Origin of the sequence: Psychrobacillus glaciei (assembly GCF_008973485.1) — a bacterium.
Taxonomy (GTDB): domain Bacteria; phylum Bacillota; class Bacilli; order Bacillales_A; family Planococcaceae; genus Psychrobacillus; species Psychrobacillus glaciei.
Map to the genome: position 1 here is coordinate 1,370,053 of NZ_CP031223.1, position 20,719 is coordinate 1,390,771.

General features: G+C 36.1%; 21 protein-coding genes. 12 read left to right on the forward strand and 9 right to left on the reverse strand.

Features of this window, described 5'->3' with window-relative positions:
- Positions 1-188: 188 nt before the first annotated feature.
- Positions 189-545 carry a DUF805 domain-containing protein gene (locus PB01_RS06090; protein WP_151699376.1) on the reverse strand — a complete coding sequence of 119 codons (357 nt, stop codon included), beginning with the start codon at positions 543-545 and terminating at the stop codon, positions 189-191.
- Between the two features lie 435 nt (positions 546-980).
- Between PB01_RS06090 and PB01_RS06095 the strand changes: the two genes are divergently transcribed.
- Positions 981-2,168: a NupC/NupG family nucleoside CNT transporter gene (locus PB01_RS06095; RefSeq protein WP_151701986.1), complete on the forward strand. Its 1,188-nt coding sequence runs from the start codon at positions 981-983 to the stop codon at positions 2,166-2,168.
- 9 nt (positions 2,169-2,177) lie between these two features.
- Here PB01_RS06095 and PB01_RS06100 read toward each other — a convergent pair whose 3' ends face one another.
- Entirely contained in the window at positions 2,178-2,906 is a 729-nt protein-coding gene (locus tag PB01_RS06100) for a TspO/MBR family protein (RefSeq protein ID WP_151699377.1), read from the reverse strand.
- Between the two features lie 402 nt (positions 2,907-3,308).
- Here PB01_RS06100 and PB01_RS06105 point away from each other — a divergent pair, with 402 nt between their 5' ends.
- From PB01_RS06105 to PB01_RS06115, 3 genes are read left to right on the forward strand one after another with little or no spacing between them, the layout of a single operon-like run.
- Positions 3,309-3,797: a DUF4358 domain-containing protein gene (locus tag PB01_RS06105; protein WP_151699378.1), complete on the forward strand. Its 489-nt coding sequence runs from the start codon at positions 3,309-3,311 to the stop codon at positions 3,795-3,797.
- Between the two features lie 6 nt (positions 3,798-3,803).
- Positions 3,804-5,189: an MBOAT family O-acyltransferase gene (locus tag PB01_RS06110; protein ID WP_151699379.1), complete on the forward strand. Its 1,386-nt coding sequence runs from the start codon at positions 3,804-3,806 to the stop codon at positions 5,187-5,189.
- Positions 5,190-5,202: 13 nt separating this feature from the next.
- A complete protein-coding gene (locus PB01_RS06115; protein ID WP_151699380.1) occupies positions 5,203-6,345 on the forward strand; it encodes a DHHW family protein in 1,143 nt (380 codons plus the stop codon).
- 200 nt (positions 6,346-6,545) lie between these two features.
- Here the strand turns inward: PB01_RS06115 and PB01_RS06120 are convergent, their stop codons facing one another.
- Positions 6,546-6,848, reverse strand: coding sequence for a YciI family protein (locus PB01_RS06120; RefSeq protein WP_151699381.1), 303 nt, complete (start codon positions 6,846-6,848; stop codon positions 6,546-6,548).
- Between the two features lie 184 nt (positions 6,849-7,032).
- On the opposite strand from PB01_RS06120, the gene PB01_RS06125 reads away from it, so the two are divergent.
- Positions 7,033-8,484: an alanine/glycine:cation symporter family protein gene (locus tag PB01_RS06125; protein WP_151699382.1), complete on the forward strand. Its 1,452-nt coding sequence runs from the start codon at positions 7,033-7,035 to the stop codon at positions 8,482-8,484.
- A 1,396-nt stretch (positions 8,485-9,880) separates the two neighbouring features.
- Here the strand turns inward: PB01_RS06125 and PB01_RS06130 are convergent.
- Both PB01_RS06130 and PB01_RS06135 read right to left on the reverse strand, forming a co-directional pair.
- Complete coding sequence (locus PB01_RS06130; protein ID WP_151699383.1) at positions 9,881-10,816, reverse strand: YgaP family membrane protein; 936 nt, start codon at positions 10,814-10,816, stop codon at positions 9,881-9,883.
- A gap of 143 nt (positions 10,817-10,959) precedes the next feature.
- Positions 10,960-11,232 carry an alpha/beta-type small acid-soluble spore protein gene (locus PB01_RS06135; RefSeq protein ID WP_151699384.1) on the reverse strand — a complete coding sequence of 91 codons (273 nt, stop codon included), beginning with the start codon at positions 11,230-11,232 and terminating at the stop codon, positions 10,960-10,962.
- A 303-nt stretch (positions 11,233-11,535) separates the two neighbouring features.
- Here PB01_RS06135 and PB01_RS06140 point away from each other — a divergent pair, with 303 nt between their 5' ends.
- From PB01_RS06140 to splB, 3 genes are all read left to right on the forward strand, one after another.
- Positions 11,536-12,204 carry a DUF6944 family repetitive protein gene (locus PB01_RS06140; RefSeq protein WP_151699385.1) on the forward strand — a complete coding sequence of 223 codons (669 nt, stop codon included), beginning with the start codon at positions 11,536-11,538 and terminating at the stop codon, positions 12,202-12,204.
- 172 nt (positions 12,205-12,376) lie between these two features.
- Entirely contained in the window at positions 12,377-12,601 is a 225-nt protein-coding gene (locus tag PB01_RS06145; RefSeq protein ID WP_225986183.1) for a transcriptional regulator SplA domain-containing protein, read from the forward strand.
- 14 nt (positions 12,602-12,615) lie between these two features.
- A complete protein-coding gene (gene splB, locus PB01_RS06150; RefSeq protein ID WP_151699387.1) occupies positions 12,616-13,644 on the forward strand; it encodes a spore photoproduct lyase in 1,029 nt (342 codons plus the stop codon).
- A 93-nt stretch (positions 13,645-13,737) separates the two neighbouring features.
- Here the strand turns inward: splB and PB01_RS21880 are convergent, their stop codons facing one another.
- The 3 genes from PB01_RS21880 to pgeF form a co-directional block, all read right to left on the reverse strand.
- Positions 13,738-13,872 carry a monooxygenase family protein gene (locus PB01_RS21880; RefSeq protein WP_404815114.1) on the reverse strand — a complete coding sequence of 45 codons (135 nt, stop codon included), beginning with the start codon at positions 13,870-13,872 and terminating at the stop codon, positions 13,738-13,740.
- A 4-nt stretch (positions 13,873-13,876) separates the two neighbouring features.
- Positions 13,877-14,053: a monooxygenase family protein gene (locus PB01_RS21885; protein WP_404815105.1), complete on the reverse strand. Its 177-nt coding sequence runs from the start codon at positions 14,051-14,053 to the stop codon at positions 13,877-13,879.
- Between the two features lie 117 nt (positions 14,054-14,170).
- Positions 14,171-14,953 (reverse strand): peptidoglycan editing factor PgeF, encoded by a 783-nt coding sequence (gene pgeF / locus PB01_RS06160; RefSeq protein WP_151699388.1) that lies wholly within the window; start codon positions 14,951-14,953, stop codon positions 14,171-14,173.
- Positions 14,954-15,157: 204 nt separating this feature from the next.
- Here pgeF and PB01_RS06165 point away from each other — a divergent pair, with 204 nt between their 5' ends.
- Entirely contained in the window at positions 15,158-15,598 is a 441-nt protein-coding gene (locus PB01_RS06165) for a YhfM domain-containing protein (protein ID WP_151699389.1), read from the forward strand.
- A 312-nt stretch (positions 15,599-15,910) separates the two neighbouring features.
- A complete protein-coding gene (locus PB01_RS06170) occupies positions 15,911-16,849 on the forward strand; it encodes a Gfo/Idh/MocA family protein (protein WP_151699390.1) in 939 nt (312 codons plus the stop codon).
- Between the two features lie 118 nt (positions 16,850-16,967).
- Here PB01_RS06170 and PB01_RS06175 read toward each other — a convergent pair whose 3' ends face one another.
- Positions 16,968-17,636: a DedA family protein gene (locus PB01_RS06175; protein ID WP_192797490.1), complete on the reverse strand. Its 669-nt coding sequence runs from the start codon at positions 17,634-17,636 to the stop codon at positions 16,968-16,970.
- Positions 17,637-18,396: 760 nt separating this feature from the next.
- Here PB01_RS06175 and PB01_RS06180 point away from each other — a divergent pair.
- Both PB01_RS06180 and PB01_RS06185 read left to right on the forward strand, forming a co-directional pair.
- On the forward strand, positions 18,397-19,803 hold the full coding sequence (locus tag PB01_RS06180) for an alanine/glycine:cation symporter family protein (protein WP_404815106.1): 1,407 nt from the start codon (positions 18,397-18,399) through the stop codon (positions 19,801-19,803).
- Between the two features lie 145 nt (positions 19,804-19,948).
- Positions 19,949-20,719: an isocitrate lyase/PEP mutase family protein gene (locus tag PB01_RS06185; protein ID WP_151699392.1), complete on the forward strand. Its 771-nt coding sequence runs from the start codon at positions 19,949-19,951 to the stop codon at positions 20,717-20,719.

Below are 20,719 nucleotides of genomic sequence, written 5' to 3' on the forward strand. Positions count from 1 at the left end.
CCTGAATTATTTTAGATGCTGGATTCAATGATTTTGTCCATATTACAAACTTAGGATTAAAAGAAAGACTAAGATCTCTGTGGTCTACTAACAACAAAGCATTAGTCAAGACTATAGAAAAAAGGCTTCCAAAAGTGCAACTTTTGGAAGCCTTTTTTCTATAATGATGTCTATTTGTTAAAGACAATTCAATAATCTGAGCTATATTTTGGGTTTTGCCCATACTTGTTATCATTCTCTTGACTATCGAGAAATGTAAATACAAGAATAATGATAGAGCCAACAAATGGGATGAAACTAATAAGTACCCACCAACCACTTCTTCCAGTGTCGTGTAGTCTGCGGATTAACACTGCTAAAGCAGGCAGAAAAATTGCTAATTCGTAAAGCACTGGCAAAAAAGAAACTGAATCTGCAAAGACACCAAGAAAATAAAGTATAAAAGAAATGATAGTATTAATCAGGGTAAACATCCAATATTCTGTGCGTCTCGCTCTCCCCGTAAACCCAACATAATTTTTTAAAACTTTAAAATACCACGCCATAAAAAACCTCCTATCACTCTAATAAAATATTAAAAAACCATAATTGCTTTTAACATTTTTAGTATATCATATGGATTAAACGGTTTTTGAAACTTAAGTTATATTATTGCTAGTAATAATTTAAAATATAGTTCATTCCAAAGTAATCCAAAAACGACTATATGCCTAGTGAATATTGTTTTATCACCAAATTAACTAGTTTATAACAGGATACTTTTGGTTATCAAAATATCTTCGCAATCATCGGTACATCTAAAGTAGTATTTAAGCCTCATGTTATTAAAAGAGAACTGATCATGAATTTTCATTTTCAATATGAACGCCTCTATGTTTTATTTATGTATCCATCATAAAGCATTGGATATGCTAATTAAATAATATGGATAAGTTCAATGGATGCAAAATAATAATCTGATGAATTGGAGAGAAATGAACATGACAGGACTTTTTACAGCAATCTTATCAGTTATTGTATTAATAGGAACGGCATTTTTATTGTCAAATAACAAGAAAAATATCAACTATAGAGCAGTTGTAATCTTATTTATAGCTCAGCTTGTTACGGCATATGCAATGCTTCATACGTCAATTGGTGGAAAGATAGTAATAGCAGTTACAAATTTCTTCTCTAAGTTGATGGAATTTGGGAGAGAGGGGATAGCTTTTGTTTTTGGAGGCTTTGTGTTTGCGAATGACACGCCTGTTTTCTTTATCTCAGTTTTACTGCTAATTGTATTTACATCTACTTTACTTAGTGTACTGACTTATATCAGAATTTTACCTTTAATGATTAAATATCTTGGAGGAGCAATTTCTAAAGTAACAGGTTTACCAGTAATTGAATCTTTCTCGACCGTTGCATCATCCATCTTTGGAGATACGGGAGCTTTACTTGCCGTTAAGACTCATATTCCCAAAATGAATAGAAATAGGTTATTTATAGCTACTACAGCATCCATGACAAGTGTATCCGCATCTATTGTCGGTGCCTATATGACAATGATACCTCCTAAATATGTACTGATAGCCTTACCTCTTAATGTAATGTCAGGATTATTACTAGCATCAATGGTAGCTCCTGCTCAATATGTTGAAGGAGAACAGATTAAAGTGAAGGATATGATCCATGATGAGTCTCTTTTTGAGGCGATTGGAAATGGTGCTATTGATGGGATGAAAGTTGCTGGAATTGTGGGAGCTATGCTTATTGCTTACATCTCACTAATTGCTATGATTAACTTTGTGCTTACAGCGACTATTGGAACGGATTTGACCACTATTCTGGGTTACTTATTGTCTCCAGTAGCTTGGTTGATGGGTGTACCTGCACATGAAATGATTCGAGCAGGAGGGATAATGGGAACAAAAATTATCTCCAATGAATTCGTAGCAATGTTGGGCTTTAAAGAGATAATACCCAACTTGTCTGCTAAGACAGTTGGAGTCGTATCCGCATTCCTCGTATCGTTTGCCAACTTTAGTACGATTGGAATCATTTTAGGGACAGTTAAGGCAATCGATGAAAAACAATCTGCAATGGTTGCAAAGTTTGGACTTAAAATGTTATTTGTTGCTACTATGGCATCTGTATTAACAGCTACAATCGTTGGATTATTCATCTGAAGAAAGTACTTATTTTTCACTTTTTACTTTTGAAATAAATGTATACAGTGTAGTAGAACTAATAATAACGATGCTAATCAGAGTGACCAGATGAATAGCTATTTCTTGAATGTTCATGTAAATCGCTACATAAGACCAAATAATTACTAGTGGGTACAAAATATCTCGGTTAATAAGTGTAAACAATACAGCTAGTATACAACCTAAACTTAGCGCAATAACCGTCCAACCTAGTTCTTCTATCCCTAAAAGCGGGAAGCTATTGTTACGAACAAAATACGTAAATACATTCATAATACTCGCTATAGATACCCATCCTAAATAAATTGAAAATGGGATGAGATCAAAGAGACCACGGTTAGTATTCCGTTTAATATTTCTATAAATCCGTATGAGAGAGAACAATAAAAGAAAAATTATAACTGTAGACAAGAGAAGCTTTTGTTGTGTAAATGCCAAAACCCAAGTTCCATTTAATAGGGAATTCACAGGAGTTAAAACGTGAAGTTGCTTATAAACACTCCCTTTTTTTCCATGTACAAAAAATCCTTTTATAATCCATAAAAGCAAAAGGAAATAAATGAGGATCCATATGGAAAAAGCATAGTTTGCTGGTTGTATTAACGGTGTTTGCTCATTTGCAGTATATCCTACATTGTATCCAAGGGAATAATTAATAACTAGCATCACAATAAAAAAGATGAGGTTAACAATGGACAAACGTATTAGTGGATTCAATATTCTTCCTCCTATGTGGGTTTTAGCGTAAATTATTACACGATTATCCTTTTCGACATAAGCGACATTGGCTTCTTTTACGCATTATGGTGATAGGATGAATTGAATGAACTCCTCTTATTTTCACAATATGTGGTTGTGTCCATTAATAGACTGGGAAAGACAAGTTGCTTATGTTGCAATGGATCCATATGTGTATGGTTTACATTTTTTTGTGGATATATATGTAAATTATGAAGTGGAAAAGTGATATTTGTTAACCATAAATTCTTTCTAAGTAGATGGGGAAGAGGAATTATTAATTTTTCTTTTCGGTTTTTAATAAAATTTTGTAACCTTGCTAAACTTCATCCGTCTATTCTCTTTGAAGTACAGTTTTAAGAAAAAGGAGAATACATAACAATGAAAAAAAGAATGATCTTTCTTATGGTAACAATAGTATTAGGCTTGGTGGTGATTACAGGGTGTTCTAATGATAAGCCATCTACAATCGAGTCGAAGTTACCTGCAAAAGAAATGGCAGATGAAATGGTGAAAGAAGTCGAACAACCTCCACTAATAGAATTGCAAGCAGATCAAGTGAAGGAATTTTACAATCTAGACCCTAAGAAGCTGGAAGAATATTCGATTAGAATTCCAATGATGAACGTATCGACAAATGAAATCGCAATTTTGAAAGTGAAAGATGCTAAAGATGTAGCTGATGTTGAATTAGCAGTAAAAGAAAGAGCGGAAAATGTGAAAAAGCAATTTGAGCATTATCTTCCTGAACAATATGAGAATGCAAAAAACTATAAACTCGTAACGAAAGGCAACTATGTGTTATTGGTCATCTCCGATAAAGCAGACGAGCTTATAAAAGTTTACGATAGTTTCTTCGATCAAAAGTAAACGGTTATGGTATTCAGCAACCTTCTTTTCATATTTTTGTTCCTACCGGCCGTTCTAGCTCTATATTATTGTTCGCCAAGTCGGATTAGAAACCTAATTTTATTTTTAACCAGTCTTTTCTTCTATGCTTGGGGGGAACCGGTTTACATCATAATTATGTTGGTGTCTACTGTCACGGATTATAGCTTTGGTTTGTTACTTGACAGACCTAAGCTAACTCCTATAAAACGAAAGTGGATTGTCGCATCTTCCATTGTCATTAACCTGACTCTGCTTTCTTATTTTAAATATGCAGATTTTCTCATTCAAAATGTAAATGCGTTGTTGGAAACGAATATCCCTTTAACTGAACTTCCATTGCCCATTGGGATATCGTTTTACACATTTCAATCTATGTCTTACATTATAGACGTGTATAGAGGAACAGCTAAGGCACAACGTAATTGGATTGACTTTGGAACGTTTGTTGCCTTGTTCCCACAACTAGTAGCTGGTCCCATCGTGAAATATAACACGATTGCAGAACAGCTACACAAACGAACGGAAACTATTCAGATGTTCGCAGAAGGCGTTCGACGATTTACTATTGGACTCGCTAAAAAGGTGCTACTTGCCAACAGTATCGGTTTACTTTGGCACACTATCTCGAATTCAAATCCAGATTCGATACCCGCATTAACGGCTTGGCTTGGCATTATAGCATTTGCCTTCCAAATCTATTTTGATTTTAGCGGTTATTCCGATATGGCTATTGGGCTTGGCCTCATGTTTGGCTTTCGATTTAACGAGAATTTCAACAAGCCCTATGTTGCTCAGAGCATTACCGACTTCTGGAGGAGATGGCATATATCTCTTAGCAGTTGGTTTCGAGAATATGTCTACATTCCGCTTGGTGGTAACCGGCGTGGGTTGGCCATTCAAATGCGAAATATTCTCATCGTGTGGCTGCTTACGGGGTTCTGGCATGGAGCAAGTTGGAATTTCATATGTTGGGGGTTGTATTTTGGCGTCATCCTCATTATTGAAAAATGGTGGGGGTTAAAGCTACTGCTTTGTCTACCACGTTGGGTAAGGCACCTCTATGCAATCATATTTATTCTAATCGGTTGGGTATTGTTCGCATTTGATCAGCCATCCTTGATTGTTCGTTATTTTGGTGCTATGGCGGGATTCAATCACCAACCGCATTGGAATAATGAGACAGTTTATTTTATTTATACGAATGCAGTTTTATTCCTTGTATTGATAATCGCCTCTTTACCTAGGAAGCAATCATCAAGTACGAATGAACTGTCGATTTTTCATCTTATTTGGTATGGGTTTTTATTCTTTCTTTCCGTTGCTTATTTGGTAGACGCAACTTTTAACCCATTTTTATATTTTCGTTTCTAGGAGGTAGAAAATAATGAAGCAGAAAGCAGAGCGATTATTGGTGTTTGGTTTTGTCGGAGCGCTGTTTCTACTCTCCTTATTATTTTTCGTTTTGCCTCATCAACGTTTTTCTGATTTGGAAAATAGATATTTACAAAGTGCACCACATCTAACTTGGGATAACTTATTGTCCAATAAATATGCACAAGATGCAGAGGATTTTGTAACCGACCATTTTCCTTTTCGGGATAAGTGGCTGTCGATCAAATCAACTGCAGAAAAATATCGGTTTCAGCAAGAAAATAACGGAATTTATAAAGGGAAAGATGGATATCTATTTGAAAAGTTTTTAGAGCCTGATTATACGAAAATTCAGCAATATACAGACTCGGTAAATAAATTTGCAGGCAACCACCCAGAAGTGAATATGAGCTTCCTGCTTGCGCCAACATCGATAGGTATTTATCCTGAAAAGCTACCATGGTTAGCGCCGTCTTATCCTCAAAAGAAGGTAAATCAATTTATCGATGATCACTTGGGGAAAAGGTTAACGTTTATGAACGGCTTTGATTTCCTAAGTCCCCATGCTTCTGAGTCGATTTATTATAGGACTGATCATCACTGGACTACATACGGAGCTTATTTGGCATATGTTGCATATGCGGAGCAAAAAGGGTGGCATACTCTATCGCAGAAAGATTTTCTGATTCAAACAGTGAGTCATTCGTTTCTAGGGAGTTATCAGACTAGGAGTCAGTTTAATGGGTTAACTCCAGATACCATCCAGGTCTATATCCCTCGTGATTTTAGCCCTACTGAGATGTATATTGCGGATACAAATCAAACGATGACGAGCATGTACGACCCGAGCTTTCTTGCTAAGAAGGATCAATATTCCTATTTCCTTGGTGGTGTCCATGCTTTAATGAAGCTTACAACCAAGCTTGAACCTGTTGAGATTGACCAAGACAAGCTATTAGTCATTAAAGACTCTTATGCACATAGTGTAATTCCTTTTCTTACAAGACATGTACCGGAAATTCACGTTATTGACATTCGGTATTATAACGGCAGCATCTCGGAGTATATGGCCAAGAATGGGATTAAAGATGTTCTATTTTTATTTAACACATCGACTTTGGTAGGCGATACTTCTCTTATGAAATTAAATAATTGAATAAAGAAGATTGCTTTATCCATATAGGAGATGGAACAAGCTATACCTAATCTATGTGTCATTAATATTAAAAAAATCAAACTTTTAAGAAAAACGCTATTCCAAAAAAGGTTATTGAAGCGGTGGCAAATCAAGCCAATTCAATAACCTTTTTATCATTTTTTCATATGTATAGATATTTTTATGTTTTCAGCAATACTTTATCTTTTATATAGAGCAACTCGGTACGGAAAGAGTTGTGCTTCCATTAACCCTTCTTTTACTGCAGGGTCATTATTCATTAGCTCAATCGCTTCTTTCTCCGTATCTACTTCCAAAATTACGATTCCCATTGGATCCGTGTTCAAAGTTCTACCAGCTAAAAGAAGCTTTCCTTCTTCTTGTAAGTTTTGTAATACTTCGAAATGATGCTGAACGATCGCATTTTCTTTTTCGGTCCAGTTGCTTTGATCTAACATAGAAGGGATGAGTTTAAGTTGGTATAAAAACTGTAATTTTTTCATTAAAGGTCTCCTTAAAATCGCAATGTAATAAGTTATTTCATTATTATTGTATCAAAAACTTAGACTAATAGTTTTATTTGAAAAGTATCTGCAACATATTATTTTTAAAATAGTTTATATATTCAGTCTATTAATCATATACTTAAAATGAAATAAAAGTTTTTACTAAGTTAGGGGGATTTTGTTGGAGCAATTAGTAGGATGGTTGAATAATGTGTTGTGGAGTTCACCAATCATTTATTTGTCGCTTGGAGTTGGAGTGTTATTTTCGATCATGACTCGCTTTATGCAAGTTAGATTGGTGAAGGACATGGTGAAGCTACTATTTAAAGGGGAGAAGTCAGATGCAGGTATTACTTCTTTTCAAGCGATGTCAGTTGCTTTATCTGGACGAGTAGGAACTGGTAATATTGCAGGAACGGCAACGGCAATAGCGTTTGGAGGTCCCGGAGCAGTATTCTGGATGTGGGCGATTGCTTTTCTTGGAGCAAGTACGGCATATGTGGAATCGACGTTGGCACAAATCTATAAAGTAAAGCAAGACGGGGAATACCGCGGAGGTCCTGCATATTATTTCGAAAAAGGGATCGGGAAAAAGTGGTATGGGGTGCTTTTCGCTGTTTCATCTATATTAGCAATGGCGTTGTTAATGCCAGGTGTACAGGCTAACTCGATTGCAGCAGGGCTTGAAAATGCATTTGGTATGAATACTATGATTACTGCTATTATTATTGTTATACTTCTTGGCTTTATCATTTTTGGAGGAATCAAAAGGATTGCTAATACTGCTCAATTTGTTGTGCCATTTATGGCGGTTGGGTATGTCCTTGTATCACTTATTGTTATTGCACTTAATGTTACTGAATTACCGAATATATTTGTCCTAATTTTCAAGAGTGCATTTGGAATGGATGCAGCATTTGGTGGAATAGTAGGTATGGCTATTTCGTGGGGTGTTAAACGAGGAATCTATTCGAACGAAGCAGGGCAAGGCTCTGGTGCACACGCTGCTGGTGCAGCTGAAGTTTCGCATCCAGCAAAACAAGGAATTGTCCAAGCATTTTCTGTTTACATCGATACGTTGATTGTGTGTTCAGCGACTGCTTTTATGATATTAATTACGGGAATGTATAATACCGTTCGACCAGATAGCACGTTTATCGTAAAGCGACTCGGCGATATGCAACCAGGTCCAGGATATACACAATCAGCTGTAGAATCGGTTTTGCCTGGTTTCGGAGCAGGCTTTGTCGCAATCGCATTATTCTTCTTCGCATTTACTACTATTATGGCTTACTATTATATTGCAGAAACAAACATTGCTTATCTGACAAGAAAAACGAAATCGAAATTACCTATGTTATTAGTTAAGATTGTATTATTAGGAGCTACTTTCTATGGAAGTATTCGGACAGCGGCTGTGGCATGGGACATGGGAGATATCGGCTTAGGTATAATGGTCTGGCTCAATTTAATTGGAATATTAATACTCTTTAAACCTTCTATGATTGCGCTAAAAGATTACGAGAAACAGAAAAAAGAAGGAAAAGATCCAGTATTTCGTCCGGAACAGCTTGGCATAAAACATGCGGATTTCTGGGAAAGTGAAGAATATCGTAAAAAATATTTAAAATAATAGAATGGTAGCTGGTGCATCCATTTGATGTACCAGTTATTTTTGCGGTTTTTTTAAAAGATAAGAACGTTTATGGATTATCAACCTGCGAAACCAGTGTTCATATTACTTTAAAGAATTAAATAATACCGCAGATTTCCGTTTCAGGTGGACGCGTTCCGCGGGGTGAGCGATGAGCCATCACCTCCGCACTCAAGTCGCTTGGGATGTCTCATCTATCTCCGAGGAACGAAGGCTAAGAGCGTCACCTCGTGTGGCAACGCCTTTGTGACCAACATCCTGTTGGCCACCGTCTGGAGCCGCCACCTTTCACTACAATCAATAGTGCAATTAAGAAAGACGATATTCTTGGAAGAAATAATGATCCATTAGTCTAACGTTAATTGTGTAGCTGATGTTTCGTCCAAAGCACTCTGTAAACAGTAAAGACAAGATGCACTTAAAGGAAGTTTACGTTTTTCTTAAAGAATAAGAAAGTATATGGTTTTTCCTGCTGCGAAACCAGTGTTCATAGTGCTTTAAAGGATTATTTTACCCCGACGGATTTCTGTTTCAGGAGGGCTCTTTCCTCGGGTTGAGCGATGAGGCATCACCGCCGCATTCGCAAGCTTGCGATGGCTCATCTGTCTAACTCATGAGGGCGCTGAAAAACAAAAATCAGAAATTAAAGTCACCATTTGAGAAGTATATTTACCTTATAATTAGTCTTACATCCCCACAAACTCCCTAAAAATTGATGTAAATACTGGATATCATTTTTATTTTTTGAATAATAGTGACTTTTTCAGTGGCCTCTCACTCATCCCGATGGAATTGCCACTTTTCACTACAATCCATTAAGTGAGTAGTACCCTATAAAAAAATATGAGATTAATAAACTAGAAATCGAGTATTCACAACGACTTGAAATGCTTTTTAATGGTGACTACCTTACGTAGGATTTCCTATATGTTTTTACTTTTACCGTCCATAGAATACATGAATATGTGGGTAGATGATTAGAGTTGGTGGAACCTAAAAAAATAGGTAGCATCTATAGATAAAGAAGCGCTGAGCGGACGAAATTGTATCTTCGTCCGCTTTTAAAAGAATAAGAAAGGATTTATTCTCTCATTAACCAAAACAAATGCATTATGTCTTTACATATTTCAAGAAGGCGACGGACAAACAGCCGCTCCAAGATTACCGAAAAAAATAGCTCGTGAAGTGACGCTGTCACATCACGAGCCACAAAAATTCCAACGGTAATAGTATAGCTGATGTTTTGTCCAAAGCACTTTGGAAATAGTAAAGACAAGTTGCACTTAAAAGGCGCTTGCGCTTTTCATAAAAGTAAAGTTAAAAATGGGATAACAGTAAAACATGCCACCTCCATTTGAAGTGGCATGTTTTACTGTTATTGTAGAATATTGGACGAAGTTGCGTTTTGATCAGTTGTTTTTGAAGCGGCTTTTATTGCTGTTGATTCTACATTTGTTAAGTTCGATTTATTGGCGGTACTACCACCCTTATTTGGATTTGTTGTATTTGCTTTTTGCTCCTTATTATCATTTGAGGAAGCAGCTTGCTTGTTCTCATTATGTTTAGAAGCGGAAGCTGATTTCGAAGCACCACTATTTGCATTCATTGTACCATTTGAGTTTCCGCTTGCCTCTTTCTTCGTATTTCCATTCGTCCCAGAGTTTTGTTTTCCGCTATTATTCGTTCCACTGACCGTTTGTGATCCGGTCATGCTAGCTACGTCTTTCATTATTTGCCCAACTTGTGGAGCAACTTTTTGGGTAATTTTACTAATTGTTTGGGATGTAGTTCCGTTCGTCATTTGTTGTGCCATATTTCCTATAGTTTGAGCGATATTACCACTCGTAGTATCTTGCCCTGAAGCGCCGCTCATGCTATGAGTGCTCCCCATATTTTGTGCACTTGCCTCTGTACTTTGAGAGGTATTTCCGACAGTTAACATTTGAACAATTTTTCCTACCATTTGCATAATGTTTCCACTCATTTTGTTATTGCTATTATCCGGAGTGTTTTCTCCAGATGGAGTAGCGCTATTCATTGAAGCACCTGCTAATGCACCTTGAGAAGCGTTGTCACTTTTCATTTTTTGCATCATATTACTATTCGTTATTGATGAACCCATTGCCTTTCTCGGGCAAAATCTTGTTGCCCCTTCCGCAGCTTTCATTGAACCTAACAAGATGAGCACTTGTCCACTTCTGCTTTTCGAATCACGCATAAGTCTTACGGTACCGTATGCAGTCATCATTGAGCCCAACATGAAACGGGTATATGCACTTCTTGAACTGATGTTTTGTTGTGTTTGTGTCATCTGTGTAGTACCTCCAGTTGTATTTTCGAAAAAATGTCTTACATCTACTATTTTTATTGCAAAGTAGCATGGGACTCAGCTTTATAGTCCCCCAACCGTCGCTGATTATGCGTCTAAAGGAGAACAACTGAGGATTAGCTAATTCATTTTCTTGTCATTTGTTCTTGAGCCATTCTTATCATTTCTTTCACCATATTTCCGCCAATCGGTCCTCCAATTTTTCCTGCCTGTTCAGATGTGAGTTTGCCGTTATATCCCTTACTCAATGGAATATTTAACTCTTCAGCAATTTCATACTTTACATGATCAGGATTGTTTATATCAACATCGTAACCGATATCTTTCATAACTCGTGCCTTAAGTTTGTCTAATTCTTTACGAGCGGAAGGCACTAATATTTTATTTTTTTTTGACATTTCCCTTCACTCCTTTGGTTATTATTATTACCTGAAACTGATGCTTTACTCACATTAGAGCAAAGTGCTAATTTAAAGTACAACTCAAAATTAGTTAAGCTCAATCTGAGAAAATCAGACTAAACTATTTTCCGGGAAATATAAGTTTAGGATGTCTCTCACTTTTCTAATAAAAAACCTCTTTTTTTGACTTGATTCAATAACCGAGAATGAGATTAAACAGCAAGGTTTACATAATGAAAACACCACATCCGTTTTAATGAATAAGATATAATAACTTCTTTTCTGGAACGGTGGGATATTGTGAAGAAACATGGAGAGGAGCTCATTTTTTCGGGAGCATGGGTAATTGTAATTGGGACAATTATCTCTGCTATAGGACAAACGAAAGAAACTACGACTGGTACTCCAAAGGGTGCAAAGTTAGTTGCGCAAGGAAATGCCATCGAAGCTTTTGGCAATAGCCTTCAAGCGCTGGGAAATACAGAATTATTTTTGGAAGAAAAAGAGCCATTCCGAATGGACAACATCATAGGATGCTGGCTTCAAGCTGGAGGAAACTCTACAAATACAGTTGCAACGGAGATTGAAATTCATTCTTCTGAGGAAGAGGGACTTAGGTTAAATGCAGTTGGAAGCGGAGTACAAGGTCTTGGTGCAGTATATGAAGCTGTAGGAGCTGTAGCAGGAAAATCACCAACAAAAAATCTTGAGGCAACGGGAAATAGCTTAGTAGCATTGGGAGCATTTCTTGATGCAGCTGGTAATATATCGATTCTAAATAAATTGGATATTTCAGGAGAAACGCTAGAGTTAATTGGAAGTTGGACACAGGTAATTGGCGCATGTACAGAACTTATTGCTTTAGCCATTGCATCGAATATCGAATTAACACAACAAAAAAGTTATTCTTATCCATATGCTGATGTAGGGTATTATTGGTACGAGCCGAATCCTTATGGAATGATATAGCTCCCTAATGACACTCCGTATATAAGGTGGCCGAAGAGAATTTCGGTCGCTTTTTCATTCTTTAATGGGTATTCTGTGCCTGGTAATTTCCTTTACTAATAAATCAACAAACAGTGACATAATTTTCTCATATACAGCCAAGCTAACTTCAAGAAATGAGGAGGGTGATGTCTTGCTTAGTAATTACAATGCGGGAGACGTAGTTTATATTTTTTATCGAAATCCACATATCCAAAATGTAGCTAATATACAAGAAGCGGCCGTAGTAAATAGCCCGGATAATCCGAATGAATTAGCTCTTTTTCTTTATGAAACTTATTACCCTTTATCAACTGAAATGGCCATCTATGCAAATGAAGCAGAAGCTGAACATGCGTATCGCCAGTATTTTCATTAAAAAGGAGGTAAGACATGAAAAAACCATTTACACCACAGCTTGTATATTTTGAACCAAATGCATTGGAATATCCACTTGGGAAAGAACTAAAAGAAAAATTTGAAAAGATGGGAACAGAAATTCGATATACGACTTCCCATAATCAAGTTCGAGATCTACCCGGTGAGAATGATTTTCAAAAGTATCGTATTGCCAAATCCACTCTCGTCGTGGGAATTCGGAAAACCCTTAAGTTTGATACGTCCAAACCTTCAGCTGAATATGCTATACCATTTGCTACAGGTTGTATGGGCCATTGTCATTATTGTTATTTACAAACAACCATGGGAAGCAAGCCATACATTCGTACATATGTGAATGTGGAAGAAATCTTGGAAGCCGCTGATCGTTATATGGAAGAGCGTGCCCCTGACATTACTCGATTTGAAGCATCTTGTACTTCTGATATTGTTGGGATTGATCACTTAACACATACATTAAAAAGAGCAATCGAGCATTTTGGTCAAACTGAACTTGGTAGGTTGAGATTTGTAACGAAATTTCATTATGTTGACCATTTACTAGATGCCAAACATAACGGAAAGACCAGATTTCGTTTCAGTGTAAATGCTGATTATGTCATTAAAAACTTTGAACCTGGGACATCTTCTTTAGCTAATCGAATAGAAGCGGCAGGAAAAGTAGCGAGAGCCGGTTATCCGCTTGGTTTCATAGTAGCTCCAATTTACCTTCATGAAGGATGGGAGGAAGGTTATTATCATCTGTTTGAGCGGCTTGATGCGGAACTTCCTATGGATGCAAGAGATGATATTACATTTGAATTCATTCAACACCGTTTTACAAAGCCCGCTAAAAAAGTAATCGAAAAGAACTATCCTATGACCAAATTAGAACTAGATGAAACCGCAAGAAGATATAAATGGGGAAAGTATGGAATAGGTAAATACATTTACCAAAAAGAGGAAGAAGAAGATATAAAAGAACATCTTTATGGGTATATGAAAAAATTTTTCCCGAAGGCTAAACTTGAATATTTTACGTGAACAGTACAAAAGCACATCAAGTTAAGCAATTGATGTGCTTTTCGTTATCATGTTTTTGTGATGTTATTAAGCCGCTTTCGAGCAGAGTTGCGTTCAGCAGCAATTGGAAATATGTTTCATGGCCTTTCCCAAACCATATAGAGGCATATTTCCATACACCGTTTCGTAATGTCCCTTTTTAAGCTCATAGGTTTCGTGATAAATTCCAACCGCATCATTGTTACCTATTTTTTTATTGAAATTCTTCTATGCTGTCAAATGTTTTTTCCCCATTCGCATAACCAAGCAGATCTTCAGTGGAACGCCAATATTGAATCATTACCGTAGTTCTATGGCAAAAAAAGCTTTCCATGGATAAAAACCCTAACGCTTCTTTGTTCGTATAAAGCTCTTTTATCATTCCAGTCATGGTATTAAATACCGGAAGTTACTTATTCACGGCTAATCGCTTGTTAATCCTCATCCCAATAATAAACACGACAACATCCTCGTTATTCTCCGTTGTGTAACGCCAGGAAAAATCTGCTTAGCCATTCAATTCTCCTTCAATCCTTTTTTTCATTATAAAACTCAGATGTCTTCCACTTTTTTTGTCTTGACGATAAGAGTAACCATCTGGATGCAAATAAGTACAAGTTGGATCAATGGTAATTTGATCCGATGGAATGCCTGCCAGTTCACATTGCTTTTTCACTGTTTGCTGATTGTCAATGTGATACTTGTGGGTTTGATCATTGTAATAGATAAATTCATCTGTATAGCCAAGATGTTTAAATTTTACATATACATCTTCATCGACTTCAAATTTTTCCTGGCTCAGTGCTGCACCAATCTGGACATGTAAATCATTTGGATTACAATGTTCCACTTGTTTTAAATGATCAAAAAGTTTCAAGGAGATTTCTTTAACTGTTCCTTGCCACCCAGAATGAATTACGCCAATTAACCCGTTCACTTCATTATAAAAAATCACTGGTACACAATCTGCAGTAAAGTTGCACAAAACCAGATTTGGCTCATACGTATAAAGGGCGTCTGTATCGGCAATCGCGTTATCCATTCGTACAGCGCCTCTCCCTATGTCATTAAGCGTAACTTGATGAAAATTTGAGCTATGTGTTTGATTTGCACAAACGAAGGTATCTAAATCGCAATCCAAAAAAGTAGCTAATTTCTTGCGATTTTCAATTATATTTTCAGGGTTTTCGCAGACATGAAGAGCCATGTTGTTGTCTTCATGTTCCTCTTCATCTTTCATAGTTATTCCAGTTATAAATTTCTCATTATTTAAGTATATGTTTGTTTTCATGTCATCACCTATCATTAATATATAATAGTGCAATGTTTGTGTATAGGTTATTATAAACTTAGAAGAGTAAATATTCGAATAAAATAGAGAAGTTTTATTCGCGCAAGATTAATAATGAGCCGGTATTTATTTGAAACTGAAAAAGGTTTGAGTCGTCTATCTTTATATAAAAGAAAGAAAAACGACTTGGAGATGAGGTTTTTTATGAAAAAAGTTTTCTTACTTGTTTTTACTTCTACTTTTATGTTAATTATTCTTTTTGGTTGTCAATCAAAAGGTAACACCACATTAGAATCAATAAATAACTCCGAATTGCAATTTGAAGGAAAAAGAACAAAAGTAAATATTTCTAAATCAAAAGGGTTTAGTGCTAATTTAGATTTTTTTACTGTTCTTGAGGATGAAGAAAATTTTGAAACCGTTAAAAGGATATTATCAAGTTCTGTAAAAGAGGAAGGTATAGTGGATATGGCTGAACCAGAGTATTATTTGGAAGTCATTTCTGAAGATGAAAGTAAAGAAGGTTTTTACTTATGGGTAGGAGAAAAAGGGCAAAGAAGCACATTTATGAAAATGGATAATACACATACAATTTATACTGTTTCAGAAGAAATGACAAATAAGATGATAGAGTTAGTTGAATAGCGTTAGGTGTCACATATTTGAGGTTAGCTGATGGCAATGTTCTTATGAGCTAATTTCTTCTGGTATTCGGACGTTTTGCTACCTTGTTCTCTAAGTAAAAGAAAATCTCTTTTACTTAGTTTAAATCATTACTTAAAAATGGGTTGCCATATATTTCAGTGGTAATATGAAATATAGATGCAATATTTGTTATATTGTAATTTTTTATATTTTTAGATTCTTTATATGATAAAATTGGGTGAGAAGCGCATGGTGTTCTTCTTAAAATGATTGGTTAAATATTCTACAAATACTTATGAGAGAGTGTGTGTTATGACTAAAACTACTTTTGCGTTAATTGGAACTGGAGTTGTTGGAGAGCGAATTATTAATCAAATTTTGGCTCATCCTAATTGCCAAATCGTATCCGTATTCGACGAGAACAAAACAAGACTAAAGGAAATCTCGACAAAGTATCAACTTCCTGTTGTTGAAACATTAGAGGAACTTTTTCAATCACAACCGAATTGGGTTTATATTGGAACACCGCCCGTAAGTCATGCTCCTTTGGCAGAACAAATAGCTGCACATGGTTTTAATATCCTTTCTGAAAAGCCTCTAGCACACGATACGCAAGATGGCATCCGGATGGTAAAAGCAGCAGATGAAGCTAAAGTTCATACAGCGATGCATTTTCCTTTAATGTACAGTCCTGAAGTACATGATCTAAAAAAAGCGATTACTACAGATTCACTTGGCGATATTGTTCGTATTGAGCTACATACATACTTCCCACACTGGCCAAGAAAATGGCAACAAAATCCGTGGATAGCCTCAAGAGAACAAGGAGGTTTCATAAGAGAAATATTTCCACATTATCTGCAAGTCTTGTATCACCTATTCGGTGATTTTTCGATTTCTTCCCATGAGACGACCTACCCAGAAAATGAACAACTATGCGAAACAGGTGTTACGGCTTTGGCTAAAACAGAAAGTGGAATACCAATTGTTTTGAATAGCATAGCAGGAATTGGACAGGAAGAACTTCTAGAGTTTAAGGTTATTGGAACAAAAAAAGTAATGACAATCCGAAATTGGTCAGAGCTCTGGGTAAGTGAAAAGGACGAGAAAGCCGTTCATATTATTTCGGACAGTAAGCCCGAAAGTCTATTGGAAGCATGTCATGGCTTGATAAACGGAAAAGAGTCTCTCGTCGTATCGTTTGAAGAAGGCTTGAAGGTGCAAGAATGGATTGACAAGTTGTTGAAGTAAGAATCCAAAGTGACGAGGTCAATTTAAAATTGAATCTATAAAAGGATACAAATTATTAACCAGGGAGTAGTAGAATTTATATAATAAAATTTTGTAAGAAAATAGGTTGTCACAAAAGTTATATTTCCAAAACTTTTGTGACAACCTTTTTCTTTTTCGAATATTCTATTGCAAACACAATTAATGGTGGGATAAAACTGACAAACGTAATACCTAAAAGAGACAATGATAAGTGATGATCCACCCATGATATATTACCAAGTACATAGCCTGCGCTTACCCAAGTGAGTGTCCATAAAGCGGCACCAATCATATTGTATGTTATAAAACGTTTGAAAGAATAGTGTGTAAAGCCACTAAAGAATGGCAGTGTTGTACTAAGTAATGGCACAAAACGGGAAAACATAATAGCAAATTTACCATGCGTGATTAAAAATGTATTTGTTTTTTCAATTGACTTTTTAGATATGAGATTCAGTGGGGAGAATTTTTTTGTTTTTTTGTTGGGATGGCCAAGCTTATTACCAATGAAATAATTTTGAGCATCCCCAGTAACTGTCGCAATGAAAAAGAGTATTAATAGTAATCGGAAATTCAAATGACCAATAGCTGCAATTGCACCACTTGCAAACAGAGTGGCGTCTCCTGGTAAAAAGGTCAAGACGACATAAGCCGTTTTTGCAAAAATAATAATAAATAATATTATGTATATTTGTCTGCCGTAAAGTCCAATATAATGACTCAATTCTGTATCAATGGACTGTATTATGTGAAAGATTTTGTGCAAGCAAATGCAACCTCCTATATAGAAAATAAAAAATACATAAGTGTCGGTTAATATTATATCAAAAAAATAATATCTATGTAATAATATGATCTTTCTCCAACCGATATTGTACAAGTCCATTCAATTATATGTATTTTTACATCTTTTAAGATGCATATTTAAGTGAAGGACTAATGATCTTCGCGTAGTAAAGTAAAATAATGTGGTATATGAAAGAAGTTTTAGAGCAGAATGCCTGATTAAAAACTAATATATATAGGAATTGGGATCCTTCAGTAGTAAAATGGAAAGCTCTATTTCTTCGCTTTTTTTTGTAATAAAAAAAGCTTGTTAGATTCATTGTTAATAAATGGTTGGCAACAAGTAGGAGGGCACATTGGCGATAAATAGGTTCGGTTTGCATATCGCTATTTCAATTTTACAGATAGGCTGAAAAAGCCGTTGGAATTGAAAGTGTCACATTCATTGAGTCTATTTCTTGCTAGTCATCCTCCGAATAACTTATTCTCTATATTTCGCTAATTTAGGTTGTGCTTTACCATCTCTATATTCTGAGAACTGCTCATTATCATGTCTTAAATTTTAGAGAAAAAGGATTGAAAGTGATTAGTAGAAAGTGGAGTAAATTGTTTCTGACACTAGGAAGACCTACTATTTAGACTTATACAAATATAGTGAAACGGGTAGACTTTTTTTGTGTTGGAGTATATAAATAAAACTTGACTTACTTAAAATTAGATTGGAAAGAGGTGGTTTCAACATGTTTATGGATGCACTTAATTGGCTAGTTGGCCCAGCAAATGATTTTATATGGACATACGTACTTATCGGCGTTCTTCTATTAATAGGGGCTTATTTTACAATTCGCACAAAATTCGTTCAAGTACGATTGTTTGGTGAAATGTTCCGCCTGATTGTTGAGAAGAAAGAAGGCGAAAATGGAGTTTCCCCGTTCCAGGCATTCACTATCAGTGCGGCATCTCGTGTAGGTACGGGTAATATTACGGGGGTGGCGCTTGCAATAGGGATTGGTGGACCTGGAGCGGTGTTCTGGATGTGGCTAATCGCAATTATTGGTATGTCCACAGCTTTCATAGAAAGTACGCTCGCGCAAGTCTATAAAGTGAAAGATGGAGATACTTTCCGTGGTGGACCTGCTTATTATATGCAAAAAGCGCTAGGAATGCGGAAACTCGGGGTTGTGTTTGCTATTCTTTTAACCCTTTGTTTTGGATTTATTTTCAATGCTGTGCAATCGAATACAATTAGTCAATCGTTCTCGGATGTCTTCGGAATTCCCGATTGGGCGATAGGTCTTGGCCTTGTTCTATTATCGGCAGTCATCATTTTTGGTGGAGTACAAAGAATTGTAAAAGTAACGCAGACAATTGTTCCAGTCATGGCAATTCTCTACATTATCGTGGCACTTTACATCATGATTATGAATATTACAGAAGTACCAGCTATGTTCAAACTAATAATTGAACATGCTTTCGGTATAAAGGAAATGGTCGGCGGAGGTATAGGTGCAGCAATGATGCAAGGGATACGTCGCGGATTGTTTTCAAATGAAGCAGGGATGGGAAGTGTGCCGAACGCAGCAGCCACTGCGAATGTGTCACACCCTGTAAAGCAAGGACTAGTTCAAAGCCTTGGCGTATTTTTTGATACAATTATTATCTGTTCAGCAACGGCTTTCATCATCCTGCTCGCCGATCTTTATGGTACTGGGGAAATGGATGGTATTCTCTTGACGCAAGCTTCGATGGCTATTCATGTAGGCGCATGGGCTCCGTATTTCATTGCCTTCGCGATCATGTTCTTCGCTTTTAGTTCAATTATAGGGAATTATTATTATGGAGAGACGAATATTGAATTCATTAATGCCCACAAATCTTGGATGACAGTTTACCGTTTCGCTGTACTTGGCATGGTTATGTTTGGTGCAATGGCAAAGGTAAGTATTGTCTGGAGCATGGCGGATTTATTCATGGGAATAATGGCGATATTAAACTTGATTGTTATTTTCATACTTGGTAAAGTTGCATATAAAGCGTTAGACGATTACTCAAGTCAGCGAAAAAAGGGTTTAAATCCAGTGTTTAAAGCAAGTACAATTCCAGGCATCAAAGGCGCTGAATGTTGGGAAGATGAGGAAGAGTTTTAAAGAAGACTAATTTAAGTTAGTGGGAGTACTACCAATTGGTAGTGCTCTTTTTTTGTTTATTTCGACCATAAGAGCAAGAACGAGGACGAAATGGATGTAAATACCCTGTTAAAATGAAGTCCAACAACATTAAGGAGGAATTAATATGACGAAAATTCAAGAATTTAATGAGCTTCATTCATCACAAGAACTATTATTTATAGGAAATGCATGGGATCTATTATCAGCCTTAACGCTCGAGAAAGTAGGATTCAAAGCGATTGGTACAACAAGTTGGGGAATTGCTAACTCACTAGGATACGCAGATGGTGAATTAATTGATTTTGAAAGGCATCTTGGAATCATCCAAACGATTACAGAGAATGTTAAAATCCCCGTTTCAGCAGACATTGAGGCTGGCTATGGTGAAGACTCGAAAACTATTCTAGAGAATATATTAAGGGCGGCAGATGTTGGAGTTGCAGGTATCAATATAGAGGATTCACTCAAAAAACAAAAGGGACTAAGAAAATTAAATGAACATTGTCACCTTATATCAGAAATTAGAATGGCGTTAGACAATCATGGTTATAAAGATTTTTATATTAATGCTAGAACAGATACATATTTTCAAATGGAAAATCCATTCTTTGAAACAATAAAAAGAACAAAGGCTTATGTGGAAAGTGGGGCTAGTGGAATATTTGTCCCTGGATTGATGGATGATGATGAGATAAAAGAGATCACGTTGAATGTAAACGCTCCAATCAATGTATTATCTTTACCTGGACTAACGAATTGTAATAAGCTTAAAGAATTAGGAGTTAAACGATTTAGCTTTGGAAATGCATTATCTGATAAGATTCTTTCTTTTTTAGAAAAGAATGCGACACAATTAATGGAATTAAAAGACACTTCATTTTTATATGAGGACTAA

What these genes read in the sequence shown, in the direction of transcription:
- PB01_RS06090 (WP_151699376.1), bottom strand. Translation starts at nt 545, where the DNA reads ATGGCGTGGTATTTTAAAGTTTTAAAAAATTATGTTGGGTTTACGGGG.
- PB01_RS06095 (WP_151701986.1), top strand. Translation starts at nt 981, where the DNA reads ATGACAGGACTTTTTACAGCAATCTTATCAGTTATTGTATTAATAGGA.
- PB01_RS06105 (WP_151699378.1), top strand. Translation starts at nt 3,309, where the DNA reads ATGAAAAAAAGAATGATCTTTCTTATGGTAACAATAGTATTAGGCTTG.
- PB01_RS06110 (WP_151699379.1), top strand. Translation starts at nt 3,804, where the DNA reads ATGGTATTCAGCAACCTTCTTTTCATATTTTTGTTCCTACCGGCCGTT.
- PB01_RS06115 (WP_151699380.1), top strand. Translation starts at nt 5,203, where the DNA reads ATGAAGCAGAAAGCAGAGCGATTATTGGTGTTTGGTTTTGTCGGAGCG.
- PB01_RS06120 (WP_151699381.1), bottom strand. Translation starts at nt 6,848, where the DNA reads ATGAAAAAATTACAGTTTTTATACCAACTTAAACTCATCCCTTCTATG.
- PB01_RS06130 (WP_151699383.1), bottom strand. Translation starts at nt 10,816, where the DNA reads ATGACACAAACACAACAAAACATCAGTTCAAGAAGTGCATATACCCGT.
- PB01_RS06135 (WP_151699384.1), bottom strand. Translation starts at nt 11,232, where the DNA reads ATGTCAAAAAAAAATAAAATATTAGTGCCTTCCGCTCGTAAAGAATTA.
- splB (WP_151699387.1), top strand. Translation starts at nt 12,616, where the DNA reads ATGAAAAAACCATTTACACCACAGCTTGTATATTTTGAACCAAATGCA.
- PB01_RS21885 (WP_404815105.1), bottom strand. Translation starts at nt 14,053, where the DNA reads ATGACTGGAATGATAAAAGAGCTTTATACGAACAAAGAAGCGTTAGGG.
- pgeF (WP_151699388.1), bottom strand. Translation starts at nt 14,953, where the DNA reads ATGAAAACAAACATATACTTAAATAATGAGAAATTTATAACTGGAATA.
- PB01_RS06165 (WP_151699389.1), top strand. Translation starts at nt 15,158, where the DNA reads ATGAAAAAAGTTTTCTTACTTGTTTTTACTTCTACTTTTATGTTAATT.
- PB01_RS06170 (WP_151699390.1), top strand. Translation starts at nt 15,911, where the DNA reads ATGACTAAAACTACTTTTGCGTTAATTGGAACTGGAGTTGTTGGAGAG.
- PB01_RS06180 (WP_404815106.1), top strand. Translation starts at nt 18,397, where the DNA reads ATGTTTATGGATGCACTTAATTGGCTAGTTGGCCCAGCAAATGATTTT.
- PB01_RS06185 (WP_151699392.1), top strand. Translation starts at nt 19,949, where the DNA reads ATGACGAAAATTCAAGAATTTAATGAGCTTCATTCATCACAAGAACTA.